This is a genomic window from Neobacillus dielmonensis (assembly GCF_000612665.1).
In the GTDB taxonomy this organism is placed as follows: Bacteria; Bacillota; Bacilli; order Bacillales; family Cytobacillaceae; genus Neobacillus; species Neobacillus dielmonensis.
Genome location: NZ_HG942079.1, coordinates 40,211 through 57,595, shown reverse-complemented (window position 1 = coordinate 57,595; position 17,385 = coordinate 40,211). Strand labels below are relative to the sequence as shown.

Annotated in this window: 20 protein-coding genes; 12 read left to right on the top strand and 8 right to left on the bottom strand. The window is 42.8% G+C overall.

Annotated features, from left to right (window positions below; genetic code table 11):
- Window positions 1–230 precede the first annotated feature (230 nt).
- The gene (locus tag BN2425_RS19000; protein WP_042462789.1) at window positions 231–656 is read left to right on the top strand and encodes an OsmC family protein; all 426 of its coding nucleotides are present in this window, start codon (window positions 231–233) and stop codon (window positions 654–656) included.
- Window positions 657–803: 147 nt separating this feature from the next.
- The gene (locus BN2425_RS18995) at window positions 804–1,565 is read left to right on the top strand and encodes an SDR family oxidoreductase (protein ID WP_042462787.1); all 762 of its coding nucleotides are present in this window, start codon (window positions 804–806) and stop codon (window positions 1,563–1,565) included.
- A 98-nt stretch (window positions 1,566–1,663) separates the two neighbouring features.
- Here the strand turns inward: BN2425_RS18995 and BN2425_RS18990 are convergent, their stop codons facing one another.
- Genes BN2425_RS18990 through BN2425_RS18970 form a run of 5 tightly spaced genes read right to left on the bottom strand, consistent with a single transcriptional unit; the run spans window position 1,664 to window position 5,760 of the window.
- Entirely contained in the window at window positions 1,664–2,263 is a 600-nt protein-coding gene (locus tag BN2425_RS18990; protein WP_042462785.1) for a 4Fe-4S single cluster domain-containing protein, read from the bottom strand.
- Window positions 2,263–3,027, bottom strand: coding sequence for a ComEA family DNA-binding protein (locus BN2425_RS18985; protein ID WP_052352965.1), 765 nt, complete (start codon window positions 3,025–3,027; stop codon window positions 2,263–2,265). The genes BN2425_RS18990 and BN2425_RS18985 overlap by 1 nt, the downstream gene beginning before the upstream one ends.
- A 48-nt stretch (window positions 3,028–3,075) precedes the next feature.
- The gene (locus tag BN2425_RS18980; protein WP_042462782.1) at window positions 3,076–3,810 is read right to left on the bottom strand and encodes a hypothetical protein; all 735 of its coding nucleotides are present in this window, start codon (window positions 3,808–3,810) and stop codon (window positions 3,076–3,078) included.
- Entirely contained in the window at window positions 3,811–4,038 is a 228-nt protein-coding gene (locus tag BN2425_RS18975) for a DUF2997 domain-containing protein (RefSeq protein ID WP_042462779.1), read from the bottom strand. It abuts the gene before it with no gap.
- Between the two features lie 57 nt (window positions 4,039–4,095).
- Entirely contained in the window at window positions 4,096–5,760 is a 1,665-nt protein-coding gene (locus BN2425_RS18970; RefSeq protein WP_154663559.1) for an AAA family ATPase, read from the bottom strand.
- A 309-nt stretch (window positions 5,761–6,069) separates the two neighbouring features.
- Here BN2425_RS18970 and BN2425_RS18965 point away from each other — a divergent pair, with 309 nt between their 5' ends.
- Window positions 6,070–7,524 carry a M20 family peptidase gene (locus tag BN2425_RS18965; RefSeq protein WP_042462774.1) on the top strand — a complete coding sequence of 485 codons (1,455 nt, stop codon included), beginning with the start codon at window positions 6,070–6,072 and terminating at the stop codon, window positions 7,522–7,524.
- Window positions 7,525–7,667: 143 nt separating this feature from the next.
- Here BN2425_RS18965 and BN2425_RS22635 read toward each other — a convergent pair whose 3' ends face one another.
- Window positions 7,668–7,823: a hypothetical protein gene (locus tag BN2425_RS22635; protein WP_154663558.1), complete on the bottom strand. Its 156-nt coding sequence runs from the start codon at window positions 7,821–7,823 to the stop codon at window positions 7,668–7,670.
- A gap of 262 nt (window positions 7,824–8,085) precedes the next feature.
- Here BN2425_RS22635 and BN2425_RS18960 point away from each other — a divergent pair, with 262 nt between their 5' ends.
- The 7 genes from BN2425_RS18960 (at window position 8,086) to BN2425_RS18930 (ending at window position 12,966) form a co-directional block, all read left to right on the top strand.
- Window positions 8,086–8,535, top strand: a complete 450-nt coding sequence (locus tag BN2425_RS18960) for a DinB family protein (protein ID WP_042462772.1) — start codon at window positions 8,086–8,088, stop codon at window positions 8,533–8,535.
- Window positions 8,536–8,620: 85 nt separating this feature from the next.
- A complete protein-coding gene (locus BN2425_RS18955; protein ID WP_154663557.1) occupies window positions 8,621–9,490 on the top strand; it encodes a pentapeptide repeat-containing protein in 870 nt (289 codons plus the stop codon).
- 207 nt (window positions 9,491–9,697) lie between these two features.
- On the top strand, window positions 9,698–10,003 hold the full coding sequence (locus BN2425_RS18950; RefSeq protein ID WP_042462769.1) for a hypothetical protein: 306 nt from the start codon (window positions 9,698–9,700) through the stop codon (window positions 10,001–10,003).
- A gap of 153 nt (window positions 10,004–10,156) precedes the next feature.
- Entirely contained in the window at window positions 10,157–11,323 is a 1,167-nt protein-coding gene (locus BN2425_RS18945) for a TraB/GumN family protein (protein ID WP_042462766.1), read from the top strand.
- Window positions 11,324–11,393: 70 nt separating this feature from the next.
- A complete protein-coding gene (locus BN2425_RS18940; RefSeq protein WP_042462763.1) occupies window positions 11,394–11,882 on the top strand; it encodes a GNAT family N-acetyltransferase in 489 nt (162 codons plus the stop codon).
- Between the two features lie 209 nt (window positions 11,883–12,091).
- Window positions 12,092–12,412, top strand: a complete 321-nt coding sequence (locus tag BN2425_RS18935; RefSeq protein WP_042462760.1) for a PadR family transcriptional regulator — start codon at window positions 12,092–12,094, stop codon at window positions 12,410–12,412.
- 5 nt (window positions 12,413–12,417) lie between these two features.
- Entirely contained in the window at window positions 12,418–12,966 is a 549-nt protein-coding gene (locus BN2425_RS18930; RefSeq protein ID WP_042462758.1) for a DUF2812 domain-containing protein, read from the top strand.
- Window positions 12,967–13,032: 66 nt separating this feature from the next.
- Here BN2425_RS18930 and BN2425_RS18925 read toward each other — a convergent pair whose 3' ends face one another.
- Entirely contained in the window at window positions 13,033–13,221 is a 189-nt protein-coding gene (locus tag BN2425_RS18925) for an aspartyl-phosphate phosphatase Spo0E family protein (protein WP_042462756.1), read from the bottom strand.
- Between the two features lie 495 nt (window positions 13,222–13,716).
- On the opposite strand from BN2425_RS18925, the gene BN2425_RS18920 reads away from it, so the two are divergent.
- A complete protein-coding gene (locus BN2425_RS18920) occupies window positions 13,717–15,069 on the top strand; it encodes a glycosyltransferase family 2 protein (RefSeq protein WP_042462753.1) in 1,353 nt (450 codons plus the stop codon).
- A gap of 249 nt (window positions 15,070–15,318) precedes the next feature.
- Window positions 15,319–16,368 (top strand): M14 family zinc carboxypeptidase, encoded by a 1,050-nt coding sequence (locus BN2425_RS18915; RefSeq protein ID WP_042462750.1) that lies wholly within the window; start codon window positions 15,319–15,321, stop codon window positions 16,366–16,368.
- Between the two features lie 90 nt (window positions 16,369–16,458).
- Here BN2425_RS18915 and BN2425_RS18910 read toward each other — a convergent pair whose 3' ends face one another.
- Window positions 16,459–17,286 (bottom strand): glycerophosphodiester phosphodiesterase, encoded by an 828-nt coding sequence (locus tag BN2425_RS18910; protein ID WP_042462747.1) that lies wholly within the window; start codon window positions 17,284–17,286, stop codon window positions 16,459–16,461.
- Window positions 17,287–17,385: the final 99 nt, after the last annotated feature.

The window sequence follows — 17,385 nt, the reverse complement described above, 5'->3', positions numbered from 1 at the left end:
TTAAACAGTCAGAAAATCGACAAAATTAAACATAGAGAATGTATAGGGAGACAGTCCCTTAATAGTTTAAAGTGGTAAAGCGGCGGGGGCCTGTCCCCCAGCACGTTAAATTGGTGAAGCATTGAGGGACTTCTCCTGCACCCGAATTATTGGACAAATGTTCTTTAAAATAGTAAAAATAAGGGAGAGTCAATCGGGTAGAATAAGTAAAAATGAAAGGGGTTTTTTTAATGGAATTAACGGTTAAGTGGAATGGGAAGATGGCTTTCTCTGGGGTGACTCCTTCTGGGCACGAAATTCATATGGATGCGGCGCCGGAAGTCGGTGGAGAAAATACAGGGGCAAGGCCAACGGAGTTACTGCTGCAGGCGGTAGCAGGATGTACGGGGATTGATATCATTTCAATTTTACATAAAATGCGGCTTGACCCAGTTTCTTTTCATATGGATGTAAAAGGAGAGCGGGCGGATGACCACCCCAAGCGATTTACTACGATTAACATTCATTATGCATTAGAAGGAGAACTTCCTGAAGATAAAGTGATTCGGGCGATACAATTATCCAAAGATAAATATTGCTCCGTTGCCCATTCACTAAACTCAGAAATTACTGCAAGCTACTCAATAAACGGGGCCAAAGGGGATAAGGTGTTATAAATCCTTCAGTACAGTAAGGCGTTAATGAGGTGGGGGACAGGCCCCCACTCAATTAAAGCGGTACTGCGGTGAGGTTTATTCCGGCGGTGGATTATATGCCATGTGTTGGAGAAACTGATATTGAAGTAAATTGCAGGAGGATTCGTGATGAATGTATCTGGTAATACGATATTGATTACTGGCGGTGCTTCGGGTATTGGTTTGGCATTTACAGAACGGTTCTTGAGCAGAGGGAACGAGGTCATTGTGGTTGGACGGCGTCAGGAGAAACTAAATGAAGCAAAGGAAAAGTTTCCCCAACTACATATTCGTGTTTGTGATGTGTCGAAAGAGGAAGACAGGAAGGGCCTTGTTGAATGGGTGACAAATGAGTTCCCAAAGCTGAACGTATTGGTCAATAATGCAGGAGTCCAGCAGAGAGTAAACTTGTTGAATGCCGACAAGGATTGGAACTATTATCAAAATGAAATTGCCATCAATGTGGAAGGCCCGATTCACTTGTCGATGCTATTAATCCCACACCTCATGCAACAAAAATATGCGGCAATCCTGAATGTTTCTTCAGGTTTAGCGATCATGCCAGGAGTATGGGTCCCAATTTATAGTGCTACTAAAGCAGCCATTCATTCATTTTCAACCTCCTTACGGCATCAATTGGCGGACACTAGTATAGAGGTCATCGAAATCTTCCCGCCTGCCGTCAATACGGACCTAGGAGGAGTTGGCTTACATACATTTGGGGCTCCATTGGATCACTTTGCTGACACGATTTTTCAAGGGTTGGAAGCTAATCAACTAGAAATTGGTTACGGCGGTACCGAGCAGAGGCTGACTGCCCCTAGAGAAGAGATAGCCGAAGGGACCAAGAGGGCATGGGAAGGATTTTTGAGGAACAATCCTGATTTCTAAACAGCGTCGTGCTTTTTTTATTGCACAAAAATACTCACTGCAGGCCAATGTGATGAAAAAAGATAAAAAAATGAGGGTGCCTCCGACAGGCACCCTCGCTATTTAATCAATTCGTTCAATAATCCCTCTAAATCTTCAATCGTCGCCATTCCATTAGTAAACACTCGGCCATCCGGCTTCAAGGTGACCTCCAACCGATTTGGGATATTTCCCAACCGGTCCTTCAAATCCACATAACGTTCCGTCAAAAAATGATACCTTTGGTTGGAGGACCCCACCCAAGGGCGGCTCAAATCCCGCAAATCTTTCCGGAATGGACCGTCAACCAAGAGGTCGGTGACTCGGAGCAACTCGTTCCAGTCTTGCCTGTTGGCCGCAAGAATATCTTCAAGCAGGTATCCGGAAAAGGTCATTACCGACAACCCCGCTTCTTTCAAAATCCCACCGAGCTCCGCGAGACCTGCCGCTTGCTCAAACGGTTCTCCGCCTAAAAACGTAATCCCTTCCACCTTGGGACCTGCCATAATCCGCTCTGCCAGTTCGGAAACGGTTATCTCATAGCCACCCTTAGTGGACCATGTGAACGGGACCGCACAGCCGGGACAATGAATCGGGCAGCCTTGGACCTGAATGCATACCCTCGCGCCAGGCCCCTCGACACGTGTAAAAGGAATAAATTGATGAATTCTTAATTTCATTAAAAATCAACCATCCGTCCTGCGTAATGTTTGGAACGAGGTTCCCTCGGACCGTTGACCATGACCAGGGGCCGAATTTTTTCCACAATATGTGGTTTCAGGCCCAAAATTTCCGCAAAGTCTTCCAGCGATTGAAAGCCGCCCAACGTTTCCCTTTCCTTGATGGCTTTTTTGGCCAAGATTGGCCCGACACCTGGCAAGATGGCAATTTCAAACTCTGTCGCTCGATTAAGGTCAACAGGAACTGCGTCGTCGACTGGACTATTCTTAACGACAGCGGATTTCGATTGGTGGTGCGATTTTTCCAAGGAAGGTGCCGTGACAGTTTGCTGCTTTGGAACTCCTGTGTTTATATTATTAGTGGTTTGCTGAACAGGGTTCTGACTATATCCCACGCCATATTCCTTCTGTATCTGTCCCCGCAATCTCCGTTCCTCCTCCGGCTGCCGCATTTCAATGGCTTCTAATCGATAAAAATACTCTTTGCGGATCCGAAAGGCATGAATAATCGAGGCGATTCCCCCACCAAGCATGGAATAACCAATCAAGTCCCATTGCCATGAATTTGTATCGTATTGTTCTCCGAAAACACAAAGGAGAATAAACGGGATGGTATAAAGGGCCCCATATATCGACCACTTTTTATAGCGGGCTTTCCGTCCGATGATGAAAAAGCCAATCCAGTTAAAGACAAACGTAAAGGTAAAAAGCATCCACAGCGAGTTCCTCAGTCTCCAGATGGCCCCTTTGGGTGATGCTGACATGCACTATTTTCCCCCTCAAAAAACTAATTCTATGAAAATACTAAGTTATTATCCCTGGATATTTAGGGTAATAACAATGGAGTTATCCTCCATTATTTCTTCTGATTCAATCAACAAATTTTTCTCTGCCGCCCTTTGCTTAAGCTTCTCATAGACAATGGCTTGAACGCAGCGTTTGTACTCCTCATCCAAGTCGGAGATATACAAAAAAATGTCATGTAAATTCGGCGGATTTTTAATTTCAATCGAAAAAGGAGCATCCCCGTGCTGTCGGAAAGTAAGATAGGTTCCCTGCAGGTTGCAGGTAATCTGGCCATTGGCACCTTGGATCGGATTCACGCCAAATTCCTTTAGTGTTCGTACCAGGATGTTTCCATCCCGAAAGTTGGTCGGGAAGGTTTGAACCGTATCTTGTCCGATCCGTTCTTCCTCTTGATGAATGCTTCCGGTAAAAATTTGCCGCTGCGCTTTCTCCTCCAGGTCGCACATAAACGTTTCTAACATCGCTGGGGAGTCGGATTTTGCAAAAATCGCATGCCATTTCCCATCTATGTATTCCCAAAAAAAGAATTGCTCCTTGTTGTTTAAATGGGTCTTAATCGTACCGCCATATTTTTCAGCGTCATAACCTGATTTGTATAAGGTTGAAATCAGTTCAGCTTCCGTTTCAATTGTTGTCGGTACGATGACCTGCATGGATTTGGACCATTCATCAAATACATCTTTATGCATCACGGCCCTAAGCGCAAGAGCAACAGGAATAAGAGCTAATGACACAGACATTTATGAGTCCCCCTTTATGTTTAATTTCATCGAATTGGTTTCAACCTCTGCTAATTCGGTTTCTTCCACTTCGTAATATTCTGGTGTGTATTCCGAATCAACGGTCTCTGCTTCCAACAGCTCTTCTAACAGCGAGATATAATCGGTACACTTTTTCCCTTTTATTCCAAGAACCTCAGCTTGAATCTGACCGTCTTGAAAGATTTGAATACGCAATTGTTTTGCCATTAAGATAAACCATTCCTTTCTATCAAATTCTATAGCCAGATTGACTTCCCCATTTTTTTAAAAATCCACTGCCCGGCCGCCCCGTGCCATCCGCACATCCTCGGCCTCAGAAGGTGGTTCTTTGACAAGCTTCACTTCGCTCTTGTACTCCGAACGATCCTCTTTTGGAGTCGCCGCCACAGCGCGGATATTGGCCCATTCGCGGATGGAGTGGATTTGCTCTGCCTGGGTCACCGACAGCGGTACTGTATTCTGGATGGCCTTTATAAAATCATTCAATTCAATGCTTCGGTCCTCGGAGAACGCCTCGAACAGTGCTGATATCACAATTTGCTCTACTTCTGCACCGACATAGCCTTCCGTTAACTGCGCCAGTTCTTCCAGCACCCGGTCATTCAGTTCAAACTGGCCTATTACGTGCGGGTTGTTCAGCCTTTTTTTAATGTGAACTTTGAAAATTTCCATTCGTTCGTTTAGAGTCGGCAAATCGACGAAAAAAATTTCATCAAACCTCCCTTTTCGCAGCAATTCGGCCGGCAGGGAATGAATATTATTGGCCGTAGCCACCACAAACACTGGCTTTGTTTTCTCCTGCATCCAGGTTAAGAACGTTCCAAAAATCCGGCTGGAAGTGCCGCTGTCACCGGTTGAAGAAAGGCCACTGAAGCCTTTTTCAATCTCATCAATCCACAGGATGGATGGAGCGATGGCCTCGACCGTTTGAATCGCCTTTCTCATATTCTCTTCACTGCTACCCACGACACCACTAAAAATCTTCCCCATATCGAGGCGGAGCAGGGGCAGCTGCCACATCGCACTGATGGATTTAGCAATTAAACTCTTTCCGCAGCCGGGAACTCCTGTAATTAGGACGCCTTTAGGTGCGGGTAGTCCATATTTTTGGGCGGACTCGAGCCAGGATTTGTTCCGTTTTTTCAACCAGCGTTTCAGGTTTTCCAGTCCGCCGACGTCCTCCATCCTAAGGTCACTTTTAATATATTCCAGGATTCCGGACTTCTTGATGATTTGTCGTTTCTCTTCCATGATGACTTCAACATCGTTGATATCCAGTCTGCCATCCTCCACCATGGCCCGGGCAAAGGCATTTTCTGCTTCCTGCAGGGTTAACCCCAGCGCTGCCTTGGCCAATCGTTCCTTTTCTTCTTCATTAAGATTAATGACAATCCTACCGCTTTTTTGATTGGCATAAATCATTTCATCTAGAACATATTTGATTTCAAAAAAGGAGGGAAGATCAAAGTCAACGATGGTGACATCTTTTTGTAAATCATCCGGTAATACGAGGCTTGGACTGACGAAAATCACATTTTTGGGGCTTGGACTTTGTTTCAAGGTGGGCACAAGGTCGCGAACCTTTCGAATCAGTTGAATGTCAGAGGGTCGTCCATTTGTACCGAAGTAAACGTGGAAATCTTTTAGAATAAAGATGGCGGGTTCACTATATCGTTCGATAAATTCAAGGGCTTTGATCGGAGTTTTTGTTTCTTCTTTTCCTTTTTCACCATTTTCAGACAAGCCTTTTGTTACACTCCAGGTAAACACTTTCCGGCTGGTTTTAATCAGGCTCACGTCCTCGGCGACCGACTGGATTACTGCAACGGCTCGCTCCTCTTCCCATGTGGCAATATATAAATAGGGAAACCTTGCTTTCAAAAGATTTGACAAATTTGTTTTAAAATCAGTGATGGTTTGTTCGCTCATTTTCATAAATCCCCTTTTACCAATTTCCTGCTTTCAATATCTATTTATTTTGTGACATACCGTAATAAAATTCAACAAAAATATCAGAAAAACCTTCTCACAATCTTCCATTTTTATTCTACCTTAGTTATTGGATATTTAGTGTATTTCAGGAAAAATGTATGATAGTGGAGAAGTATGGGTAGATCGTCACGTTGGACTCATTACCAGGTACGAACAACTTTAGGGGGGCACTATTTTACATACTACTCTGAAGATTAGTTTTATTTTATAATAAAAAATAGGACTATATAGAATGGGGAAATCTCAATGAAAAAGTGGAAGTTAACCGGATTAATCATTAGCACTTTTTTGCTCGTTTTTGTAATTGTAACCGTATTCAGAACGTTAACCATTCAATCGAAACAGCCTGCACCCCAGCCCACACAAGCAGTCATCAACGAGGAGGCGGCCGTTAGCCGACTGTCGCAAGCCATCACCTACAAGACGATTTCCTACCAAGACCGCAGCAAGTTTGACTTCACCCAATTCGACCAATTCATTGCCTTTCTAGAGGAAAACTACCCGCTTGTCCATCAGCACCTGAACCTGGAAAAAATCAATGATTATTCGCTCGTTTACAGGTGGAAAGGAACGGATGCCGCCAAGAAACCAATCGGCCTTACGAGCCATTACGATGTTGTCCCCGTATTGACCGGCACCGAGACCAATTGGGAGCAGGACCCCTTTAGCGGTGCCGTCACAGACGGGAAAATCTGGGGACGGGGGACACTCGACGATAAAATTGGCGTAATTGGGATTATGGAAGCTGCTGAACAGTTGCTGAAAGACGGCTTTGTCCCAGATCGGGATATTTATCTTATGTTCGGCTTTGATGAAGAAGTCGGCGGCGACGAAGGGGCAAACATTGTCGCCCAGATCTTAAAGGATAGAGGCATCCAATTTGAATTTGTCTTGGACGAAGGGGGGGCAATTGTGGAAAATATGGTTCCTGGTGTCAGCCAGCCTGTCGGAGTTGTGGGCATTTCCGAGAAGGGGTCGGCAACGGCTGAACTTACAATCGAAGGCAGCGGAGGCCATTCTTCTCAGCCGAAGGATCACACCAATATCGGAAGAATTGCCGCAGCAATTGCCAAACTTGAAACTACCCAGTTCAAGGGGGATCTCAGAGGGCCGGGTGAAGACCTATTTGAATTTGTCGCACCGGAAATGAGCTTTGGCATGAAATATGTGTTTGCCAACAAATTCATTTTTGAATCCATTATTGAAAAAATTCTCCTAAAAGAGCCGGCATCAGCAGCATTAATCCGGACGACGATCGCACCGACGATTTTCCAGGCCGGCGAACAATACAATGCTCTACCGGAAAAAGCATCTGCTATTATCAATCTACGCCTCATGCCGGGTGACTCCCTGGAGGAAGTGAAAACCTTCATAGAAGATACGATTGATGATCAAAACATAAAAGTAACCTTGACGGGCAGCGAAGCGACAAAGGTTTCCTCTGTAGATGGCTGGGAATTCAAGGCCATCCAACAAGCGGCAAGAAACGTGTATAATCGGTCCGTCATCGCACCCTACCTGATGTTCGCCGGTTCAGACGCCAAGCATTATGATGCCGTCTCGGAAAATACCTACCGCTTCCTACCGGTACAAATCACTTCGGAGGACCTTAACCGGATGCACGGAACTAACGAGCACATCTCTATCAAAAACTACCTCAACGCCATCAAGTTCTATATGGAAGTGATGAAAGAAGTATAATAAAATAAGCTGCCCCCGAAAAGCGTAACGGGGGCTCTTTTAAGAACTAAGAAGTTTTATCCGACTGCTTTAACTCTATTGACCTTTTGGGGGTACCCCCCGTTGCTTTAACACGCTAATCAACTGGGGGACAGGCCCCACACCTATACCTGTTCTTTTTTGCTGGTAGTTTGCTGGATGTCAACATGTTTCGGTTGTTCGGGATGGGATGTCCTTCCGGAATCGTCTGGGCCGGTCAGGTTGTTTCTTTGGTCAAGGACTTTACCGGTAAATTCAACTGGATTTTGGTAATCCGCCATTTTTCCACACCTCCTCTTTTTATCATGGATTATTTACAGTAAAACTACTCGGTTGATCTTCCTCCGTTCTTCCTGACATTTAGCTTATTCATACCTTCTTCGTAGAAGGATGAGGCAGGATGAATAGAATGACGCAGAAGAGTACTGTTCTCCTGGAATTTTAATAGTGAATAATTGGTAAAGCACAGGTTATTATGGTAGATAAAGTAAGGAAGAGGTGCTATGCTTTTGTTATTGCACGTTTTTGTAAGGAGGCAGTGTAATGAAGTTGATATCCAAAATGTATGATCACCTACATTGGGCTAATATGCGTATTTTAGACAGCTTAAAGACATTGGAAGACCAAAGTCACCCGGCGAAGCAGTTATTTTCTCACATTCTTTTAGCGGAAGAAGTATGGTTTAACAGAATTAAAGGGTTAAGTAGTTCAGCCAAAGGACTTTGGACAGAACTCAGTCTGGATGAATGTTTAAAACTTTCGAAAACCAATCATCAAAACTTTAAGGAACTACTGTCCGTACTGACTGCAGCCAATGAAGAAGATACCATTATCTATAAAAATAGCACGGGAAAAGAATTCAGGACCACCTTAGCTGACATCCTAACCCATGTCGCATTGCACGGCCAATACCACCGGGGTCAAATCAACCGCCTTCTCAGACAAGAACAACATGAACCCATCAATGTCGACTACATCACTTACGTAAGATAGCATGCACAGGAGCAGCTCCCCAATACAGTAAAGCGTTAATAAAGTAGGAATATTCTCTCCAAGTGTGAAAAAGGAAGTGCAGGGATTGTCAATTATAAATGAAGATAAACACTCAATAGGTTCTCTTAGCCACAACAGTTTGCGAGTGGATTGCGAGAAATGTTTCGGTTTGTGTTGCGTGGCACTGGCTTTTGCGGCTTCTGCGGATTTTGCAATTGATAAAGAAATCGGTACACCGTGCCAGAATCTTGATTCGAATTTTCGCTGTGGCATTCACCGGAATCTTAGAAAGGAGGGCTTTAAGGGCTGTACGGTTTTCGATTGCTTTGGCGCCGGACAAAAAGTATCTCAAGTTACATTTGCAGGAAAGGACTGGCGAGATGACCGGGAAACGGCCAAAAAGATGTTTGAAGTGTTTCCGATCATGCAGCAGCTTCATGAAATGTTATGGTATCTAACCGAAGCGCTCTCCTTAGAAGTCACACGTTCTATCCATGAGGAACTGCAAGTCAAATTAGAAGAAACAGAGCTGCTTACTCGGCTTGACCCTGATTCACTGCTAAACCTGGATATTCCAGCACACCGTTCGGACATTAATGAATTGCTTGTGAAGACTAGCGAACTCGTTCGGGCCGAGTCCTCAACTACTGGCAAAGGTCCTAGAAAAAATAAAAAATTGAATCACCGAGGAAAGGACTTTATTGGAGCAAAACTTAAAGGAGCCAATTTCCAAGGAGCCAATTTACGAGGGGCCTACCTGATTGCGGCTGATTTACGTGGTGCAGATTTGAGACAGGCTGACCTCATTGGTGCTGATTTACGGGATGCCGATTTGAGCGGGGCAGACCTTCGTGGCAGTATTTTTCTCACACAAGTTCAGATCAACTCGGCCAAGGGGGACGTAACTACCCAATTACCCCATTTACTTAACCGGCCTTCCCATTGGGCTTCTTAATTCTAAGACGTATTCAGAACCTGTTTAGTTCAACATGGTAGTTTTTATTTTTATAAAGCAGCTTATTAAACAAAACCAAGGTCTAGGATGATCATGGTTTTTTTTTACTTTTTTCCGTATTATGTTACAGCAAAGGCTAGTTATTGATTCTATTCTGGGCACTATATAATTAACCAAAAATTTCATCTGGGAAACGAGGATGGCCAAATGGAGACTTTTCCCGTTATATATACCAACTTTTGGGATAGCGTGATTGCCGTCCCGATAGTTGTGATTCTGACTGAAATTTTGAAAAAACTATTGCCTATATCCAAACCCTATGTACCAGGCCTTGCCAATGTCCTCGGGTTAATCATCGCCATCTTCTTTGCCCACCCCAAAAGCCTTTGGGCAGGCATCTTTATGGGCTTTTTCTATGGGAACGCAGCATCAGGCATGTACTCCTCTCTAAAAACTCAAATTCGCGCCTACAGACGAACTGGAAAATATCAAAAAAAACAGCCAACACGGTAACGCGTTAACATGGCGGGGGCCTGACCCCCGCCATGTTAATGCAATAAAGTAGTGGGGGGATAGGCCCTGTTATTTTGCTGTTTTTTGGCTGCTGGTTAATGGTATAATAGAGCAATAACATTTTGTAAATGGTCTTTTTAAAGGAAGGTATGTATGGGCGAGGAGAATATTACGCGGATTCATTTGGATGGTAAAGAGTATATTTTGATAGGTACAGCGCATGTTTCGAAGAATAGTGCGGAGCAGGTAAAAGAGGTTATCGAGGCGGAGCGTCCAGATTCTGTTTGTATTGAATTGGACGAGCAGCGGTACCAGGCTATTTCTGAGGGTAGTAAGTGGAAGGAAATGGATATCATTCAAGTCATTAAGGAAAAGAAGGCATCGCTTTTGCTCATGAATCTGGCAATCTCCTCTTTCCAAAACCGCATGGCTAATCAGCTCAACATCAGGGCAGGCTCGGAAATGATTCAGGGAATTGCCTCAGCAAAAGAAGTTGGTGCCAATCTTGTGCTGGCGGACCGGAATATCCAGATTACTTTTTCGAGAATCTGGGGCAATCTTGGCTTTTGGGGGAAGGCAAACCTGCTTACTTCGGTCATCGCCAGTATCTTTAGCAAAGAAAGCATCACCGAAGAAGAACTGGAAAAAATGAAGGAACAGGACACAATTAATGCGATGCTAAATGAATTTACCGAAAGCTTTCCTCGGTTAAAAACACCGTTAATCAACGAGCGGGACCAATATCTAGCGCAAAAAATCAAGGAAGCGCCTGGAGAAAAGATCGTGGCGGTTTTAGGTGCAGCCCATGTCCCAGGCATTAAAGAAGAAATTAAAAAGGAACAGGATTTGGATCGTTTGACAGCCTTGCCGCCTAAATCCGTCGTTCCGAAAATCATCGGCTGGAGCCTGCCCATTCTCATTTTAGCAATGATTGTTTATACCTTTATTGCGAGTCCATCAGCCGGCTTCGACCAGACTATCAGTTGGATATTATGGAATGGATCGTTTGCCGCACTTGGGACGGCGATTGCATTGGGACATCCGTTGACCATCTTGACTGCCTTTGTGGCAGCGCCGATTACCACCTTGCATCCGCTTCTCGCGGCTGGCTGGTTTGCTGGACTGACTCAAGCCTATATACGCAGACCAAGTGTGAAGGATTTCGAAACACTGTCAAAAGACGTTTTTACCGTAAAAGGCTTTTGGAGAAATAAAGTCAGCCGAATTTTGCTGATTGTGGTTTTATGTAACCTTGGCACCACAGTTGGGCTGTTCATCGGTGGAACAGACGTTATCAAAACATTTCTGGAGAATTTATAAGAGTGAAAGAGTGAAATCTTCGTATTTCACTCTTTTTTATAAAGAGTAACGGAGGGGACTTTTAAGGGCTATGGTAAAAATAAGAAATGTTAAAATGGCCGACCTGCCTGAATTGGTCGTCATTGAGAATTTATGTTTTACAAAAGAAGAGGCTGCCACTAAAGAATCATTTGAACAACGAATTCAAATGATTCCTGATAGTTTTTTTGTGGCTGAAGCAGACGGGGGCGTTGTGGGTTTGGTTAATGGACCAGTCACCACGGCAAACTACATAACCGATGACCTTTTCAGTCAAACCCAACCCAATCCACTATTTGGAGGCCATCAAAGTATACTAGGATTAGCGGTATTGCCTTCATACCAGAACCAAGGCATTGCCTCCGCACTTTTAAATCATTTGGAAAAACAAGCAAATGCTAAAAGCCGCGAAACCGTAACCCTTACTTGCAAACAGAACTTAATTCAGTTTTACGAAAAGCATGGATATGTAAACAAAGGTGTCTCAAACTCCGAGCATGGCGGGGGCGTTTGGTACAACATGGTTAAAAAACTTGGGTAAGCAGAACAAATCACTTTAACGCGTTAAACTACCGGGGGCCTGTCCCCCACTCTGCTAAAGCAACACAGAGAGCATATTTTTGCTTTCTGTGTTTTTTTGTGGATGTGTTTGAAAATATTGGACTAGTTGGATTCAATTTTATATCAGGTGTCGATATAATATAACTGAAGCCGATATATCGTCAAACGTAATAGATAAGAGGTGATTAGATGAAAGAACCCATGGAACACGGTGCGTTAACGGAAGCTGTTTATTATATTCTTTTGTCCCTTTATCAGCCGATGCATGGATACGGCATTATGCAGAATATAAAAGAGCTGAGCAATGGTCGTGTCTCGCTTGGAGCAGGGACCTTGTATGGGGCGATTAACACATTGCTTGAAAAAGGATGGATAAGACCTTTACCGAGTGAAGAACGGTCACGTAAAAAAGAGTATGAAATTACTGACACAGGAAGATCAGAGGTTAACCTTGAAATTTTGAGATTAAAAGAACTTATTAAAAATGGCCAGGCCATTGCCGGAGGTTGAGAATTATGAAGCATGTTATTAGGAAATTATTTTATGACTTTGAGAAGGAAGAAAAGTTCCTAAATAAAATGTCAGCCAATGGTCTAGCTTTAATTGAATATTCATGGGGAAGATATGTATTTGGGGACGCTCCAAAGGGGGAATACACGTACAGGCTTGAGCTGCTTGAGCAACCAATCAATCATCAGGAAAGCCAAAACTATATTGAATTTATGGAGGAAACAGGAGCAGAACTGGTAACGTCGTATAACCGCTGGGTTTATTTCAGAAAAAAAGAGGCGGAAGGCGAATTTACCATTTACTCAGACATAGATTCAAAATTGCAACACTACAAAAGAATAATGGTGCTCTTTTTGGCAGTAGCCGGATTTAATTTATTCATAGGATTTTTAAACTTACACCTTGGGAACATGGCATCAATAGGTAAGCCTCCTATTAATACCTACGTATCCTTATTATCCTTCACCATCACAGCCCTAATGCTTATCTTTTTAATCCTGCCTCTGACTCAAAAAATAACAGCCCTAAAAACAGAAAAAGGAATCCATGAATAAGCATTAAATGGGGACATTCCCCGTTGCATTAACACGTTAAAAGGGTGGCCCCACCCTTTTAACGTGTTAAACCATGGAAGCGATTTTTTCTTCGATGTATTGGTTGATTAGTAGGTTTTGTTTTAGAGATAGGGAAATATAGTCAGGGCTGGCTGGTCCGTGTTGGGTGTATAAATCCAATAGTTGTGTTCTTGTGTTGGCTATTTCCTTTAATAGTTTGATGTTTTCGTTTGGAAGATTTTCAATGATTTCCATAGGACACCTCATACAGCAATTTTGTATTTTAAAATAAACTTTACTAATCGTACCACGGCTTATTTTTAAACGAAATGTGCCTGTGGAAAATAACAATTTTCAAAAAAATTATAAATGATACTAATAAAATAATTGTATGAATTCCTACATAATGAAAACTATGAACTGATGTAGGGATTTGTCGAAATATGTTATATTTTTATAATGTTCTGGGATAAAGTAAAATAATTCAGTTAACTCTAAGTTCTGGGTTAATAGAAGATTAGGCAATGGAATGGAGAGTGTTGTAACGTTTAATATGAAATGAATTACTATAAAATGAAACTAGAAAAACGTTTATGGGAGGATAAATCACACCATTACAGTAAAGCGTTACTGGAGTGGGGGACAGTCCATTGTTTTCTGTTAATTATATATTAAAAAAATTAACTCTTTTCAAACATATTATAGTATAGTAGATTTGTACTACTACTTTCGATGGAAAAGGGGTGTTCTATGAAACCTATTATGAATTCTGTTCATATTCGTACGAATGCAGAGGAAAGAAGGTTGTACCTTCCGATTAGGGCAAAGTTTTGGATTAGTCATTTTGTTGCTTTTTTATGGATGTGCATGGCTGTTATCTTTGCTTTACCATGGCTAAGAGAGCTTTCTCATATTGTTACCATGCCGGTAGCTCTCATTATTATAGGCGGAATTTGTTATATACCCGGCTATATGAATGCTTTTTTAGTCATCAGTCTTCTTATGGACAGACAGCCTTCTTTTAGAAATGAATTCCCCAATGACGACATCACGGTCATCATCGCAGCGCATAATGAAGATACCAAGATCTTTCAAACATTAAGTTACCTCAATCAGCAAGACTATCCAGGAAAAATAAAAGTATTTGTTGTAAATAATTGTTCCACAGACAAAACCATTCTAGAAGTTTTAAAAGCTAAGAAGGCATTTACTATCGAAATTATCCTCCTCCATGAAAATATGCCTGGCAAATTCCATGCGTTAAACCATGCTCTAAAATTTGTGCTTACACCCTATGTGATTACTCTTGATGCAGACACCATCCTTCATCGTTCTTCTATTCGTTATCTTGTAGCTCGGATGAAATCTAGTCCTGAGGATGTTTGCGCCGTTGCAGGTTCGGTTTTAACGAAAAATAGCCGTAAGAACATCTGGACAAAGATTCAAGAGTGGGATTACTTTTTAGGAATTGCCTCTATTAAGAGACTGCAGGGCTTATACCAAGGAACATTGGTTGCCCAAGGGGCTTACAGCTTATACAAAACAAACTGCATAAAAGAAGCAGGGGGCTGGCCCGATGCTATCGGAGAAGATATAGTATTGACTTGGCGGCTGCTCAAGAAAAAATGGCGCGTTTATTTTGAGCCATTGGCTGTATCTTTTACAGAAGTCCCCACATCTTTTAATCATCTGGTCAGGCAACGGGCCAGATGGGCGAGAGGCATGATCGAGGGATTAAGAGAAATTAAGCCTTGGAATCAGCCCCAAGTATATGTGAAATATTTAACCGGAATCAATCTAATCATGCCTTATTTAGACTTGATTTTCACAATATGCTGGCTTCCCGGACTCATTCTTGCTTTATTCGGCTATTACTGGATTGTTGGTCCCATGACACTGCTCGTTTTGCCATTAACCCTTATTAGTTACAGCATTCTCTATATCTACCAAAAAAATTCAGTATTCAATCACCTAAATCTTAAAATCCGAAAAAATATTACAGGATTTATCTTATACATCCTATTCTACCAAATGATCATGTCACCAGTAGCAGTACTCGGATACATACAAGAAATACTAAAGACCAAAAGAAAATGGCGTTAAATTTCCCCTGTCGCTTTACTGCTTTACTTAGACGGGGGACAGTCCCCCAGTAGAGTAAAGCGTTAATATGGCGGGGGACAGTCCCCCGTTCCATTGCCGCGTTAATCTATCAGCCCCTCTAATAGGAATTTAGTAATGTTAAAATATGGTAATTTTTTCATATATACAGTCTACCATTTTACTTTTACTATTTAATATGTAATAGAATTTATGGAATTTTATTACAAAATTTAAAATGGGGGTTGTTGAATGAAAAAGAAGGTTTTAGCATTTTCTTTATCTAGTTTAATGGCATTTGGGGGACTTACTGCCGTGTCTGTTCCAGTCAGCGCTGTAGGAGAGGGACCAAATGTTGGCGGCAATGAGTCAATTCAGACCTCGATTCTTCACACACACCAGGAACTAGTAGACTATCTCAAAACACAAGATGCTAAACAGGAGAATATGCAGCTTGAAGTAATCGGAAAAACGGTGAAAGGCCGCGATATTTACCTTGCTAAATATATCTCTAACCCAGCTAACCCTACCATCCTCTTTTTAACTCAGCAGCATGGAAATGAGCAGCTGACCACTGAAGGGGCCTTAGAATTCATTAAACATTTAGGCACACAGAAGATGAAGGGCGTTCTTGATAATGTCAATATTCTCATCATTCCTATGTTAAATGCAGACGGTGCCATGGGCGATGTCGACTTTTCCCTAGATGATTATATGGCAGACGGAGGCAGGCATCTGACTCGCTATAACGCCACAGGGACGGACTTAAACCGTGACCACGATGCCAAAGCACAGCCAGAAACGCAAGCACTCCATAACAACGTATTGAAAAAATACCACATTGATTATATGATCGACCTCCATCACCAAGGAACACAAAGTCAAATAAATGGGGAGTATGTGTCAGGTTCGATCCTTTACCCGACAAACGCGAACGTAAAGCCTGAAGTTCTAGAACGCTCGAAAAAACTGGGGGCTGTCGTATATAACGCTGTCGACTCTACAGGCTGGGGCCATATTGGCAAATACAATGGCGGTTCAGAAACAAGAATTGGACGTAATGGAGCCGCTGTAGAATATGGTATTTCCACACTGCTGTTCGAAATGCGTGGTATGTCCGACCACGAATATGAACCATATGTTCTTGGACAAAAGAGTAATGGCTACTTGATTAAACAAACGATTACCACCCTTGACGCCACCGTCAGAGCCATCGCCGATGGATCTATCAACAACGCAGACACAAGCTTTTGGGATACCCTTCCAACCCAAACCTCAAGACCTGGAGAAGAAACGGAATAACACAAATAAAGGGGGGACAGCCTCCACCGCATTAACGCACTGGGGGCCTGTCCCCCCGTGCGTTAATGCGGTGATTTGTCCTCTTGTCTATTATTTTCTCGGGTCTACGTAATCGGGGTAGTCGGTGATGATGGCGTCTACTTTCATGTCAATTAGGAATTGGGCTGCATCATGGCTTCTAACTGTCCAAGATGAGATTCCCATTCCGAGTGCATGTACTTTGTCTACTAATTCTTTTGTGACGAGTCCATAGCTTGGGTTAAAATAGTCAGCATATGTTGCAAATGCCTGTAGTGCTGCATCCGTTGTGTCGGCTTTGGAGGAAGTGAGGACACCAATTGGCATCTTTGGCAATAAAGAATTCATTTTTTTCATAGATTCAAAGTTAAACGATTGGATGATGATTTTTTCATTTTGTGGTCGATCTAAATTACGTTCCCTTAACTCCTCAGCAACCATTTCCTCCACTCCAGGATAAAGTTCGGGTGATTTCAATTCTATTAAAATACCAATTTTCCCGTGATAGCGATCCAGCACTTCGTCAAAAGTCGGGATTTTTTCACCTGAAAATTGTTCTCCCTTATAGCTTCCCGCGTCCAGGCTGCGCAGCTGGTCAAAAGTCAAATCCTTCACAGACCCAGTGCCATCTGTGGTCCTGTCGACAGTGGTATCATGGATGACCACCAATTTTCCATCCTGGCTTCGCTGCACATCAATTTCTATGTAGTCAGCCTTCATTTCGAGCGCTTTGTCGAAAGCGGCAATGGTGTTTTCAGGGGCATATCCTGAGGCACCCCGATGGGCAATAGTATCTAATTGCCTTAATTCTCCGATTGTGGTCTCTGCGGCAAAAGCCTGCTGGAAGGGGCTAAACAGTAAAGTGAATGCAAATCCGGCTCCCAATAACGTTTTCTTCATTTTTCTCCAACTCCCTTGTTTAATAGTTTGAAACAAGTTTAGTCTAGCGGAGAAATGTAAAGCCGGTTTATGATTCGTGTATTAATCGTGTTAGAAAAA

Coding starts and splice junctions, on each gene's coding strand:
- BN2425_RS19000 (WP_042462789.1), top strand. CDS start 231: ATGGAATTAACGGTTAAGTGGAATGGGAAGATGGCTTTCTCTGGGGTG.
- BN2425_RS18995 (WP_042462787.1), top strand. CDS start 804: ATGAATGTATCTGGTAATACGATATTGATTACTGGCGGTGCTTCGGGT.
- BN2425_RS18990 (WP_042462785.1), bottom strand. CDS start 2,263: ATGAAATTAAGAATTCATCAATTTATTCCTTTTACACGTGTCGAGGGG.
- BN2425_RS18985 (WP_052352965.1), bottom strand. CDS start 3,027: ATGTCAGCATCACCCAAAGGGGCCATCTGGAGACTGAGGAACTCGCTG.
- BN2425_RS18980 (WP_042462782.1), bottom strand. CDS start 3,810: ATGTCTGTGTCATTAGCTCTTATTCCTGTTGCTCTTGCGCTTAGGGCC.
- BN2425_RS18975 (WP_042462779.1), bottom strand. CDS start 4,038: ATGGCAAAACAATTGCGTATTCAAATCTTTCAAGACGGTCAGATTCAA.
- BN2425_RS18970 (WP_154663559.1), bottom strand. CDS start 5,760: ATGAGCGAACAAACCATCACTGATTTTAAAACAAATTTGTCAAATCTT.
- BN2425_RS18965 (WP_042462774.1), top strand. CDS start 6,070: ATGAAAAAGTGGAAGTTAACCGGATTAATCATTAGCACTTTTTTGCTC.
- BN2425_RS22635 (WP_154663558.1), bottom strand. CDS start 7,823: ATGGCGGATTACCAAAATCCAGTTGAATTTACCGGTAAAGTCCTTGAC.
- BN2425_RS18960 (WP_042462772.1), top strand. CDS start 8,086: ATGAAGTTGATATCCAAAATGTATGATCACCTACATTGGGCTAATATG.
- BN2425_RS18950 (WP_042462769.1), top strand. CDS start 9,698: ATGGAGACTTTTCCCGTTATATATACCAACTTTTGGGATAGCGTGATT.
- BN2425_RS18945 (WP_042462766.1), top strand. CDS start 10,157: ATGGGCGAGGAGAATATTACGCGGATTCATTTGGATGGTAAAGAGTAT.
- BN2425_RS18940 (WP_042462763.1), top strand. CDS start 11,394: ATGGTAAAAATAAGAAATGTTAAAATGGCCGACCTGCCTGAATTGGTC.
- BN2425_RS18935 (WP_042462760.1), top strand. CDS start 12,092: ATGAAAGAACCCATGGAACACGGTGCGTTAACGGAAGCTGTTTATTAT.
- BN2425_RS18930 (WP_042462758.1), top strand. CDS start 12,418: ATGAAGCATGTTATTAGGAAATTATTTTATGACTTTGAGAAGGAAGAA.
- BN2425_RS18925 (WP_042462756.1), bottom strand. CDS start 13,221: ATGGAAATCATTGAAAATCTTCCAAACGAAAACATCAAACTATTAAAG.
- BN2425_RS18920 (WP_042462753.1), top strand. CDS start 13,717: ATGAAACCTATTATGAATTCTGTTCATATTCGTACGAATGCAGAGGAA.
- BN2425_RS18915 (WP_042462750.1), top strand. CDS start 15,319: ATGAAAAAGAAGGTTTTAGCATTTTCTTTATCTAGTTTAATGGCATTT.
- BN2425_RS18910 (WP_042462747.1), bottom strand. CDS start 17,286: ATGAAGAAAACGTTATTGGGAGCCGGATTTGCATTCACTTTACTGTTT.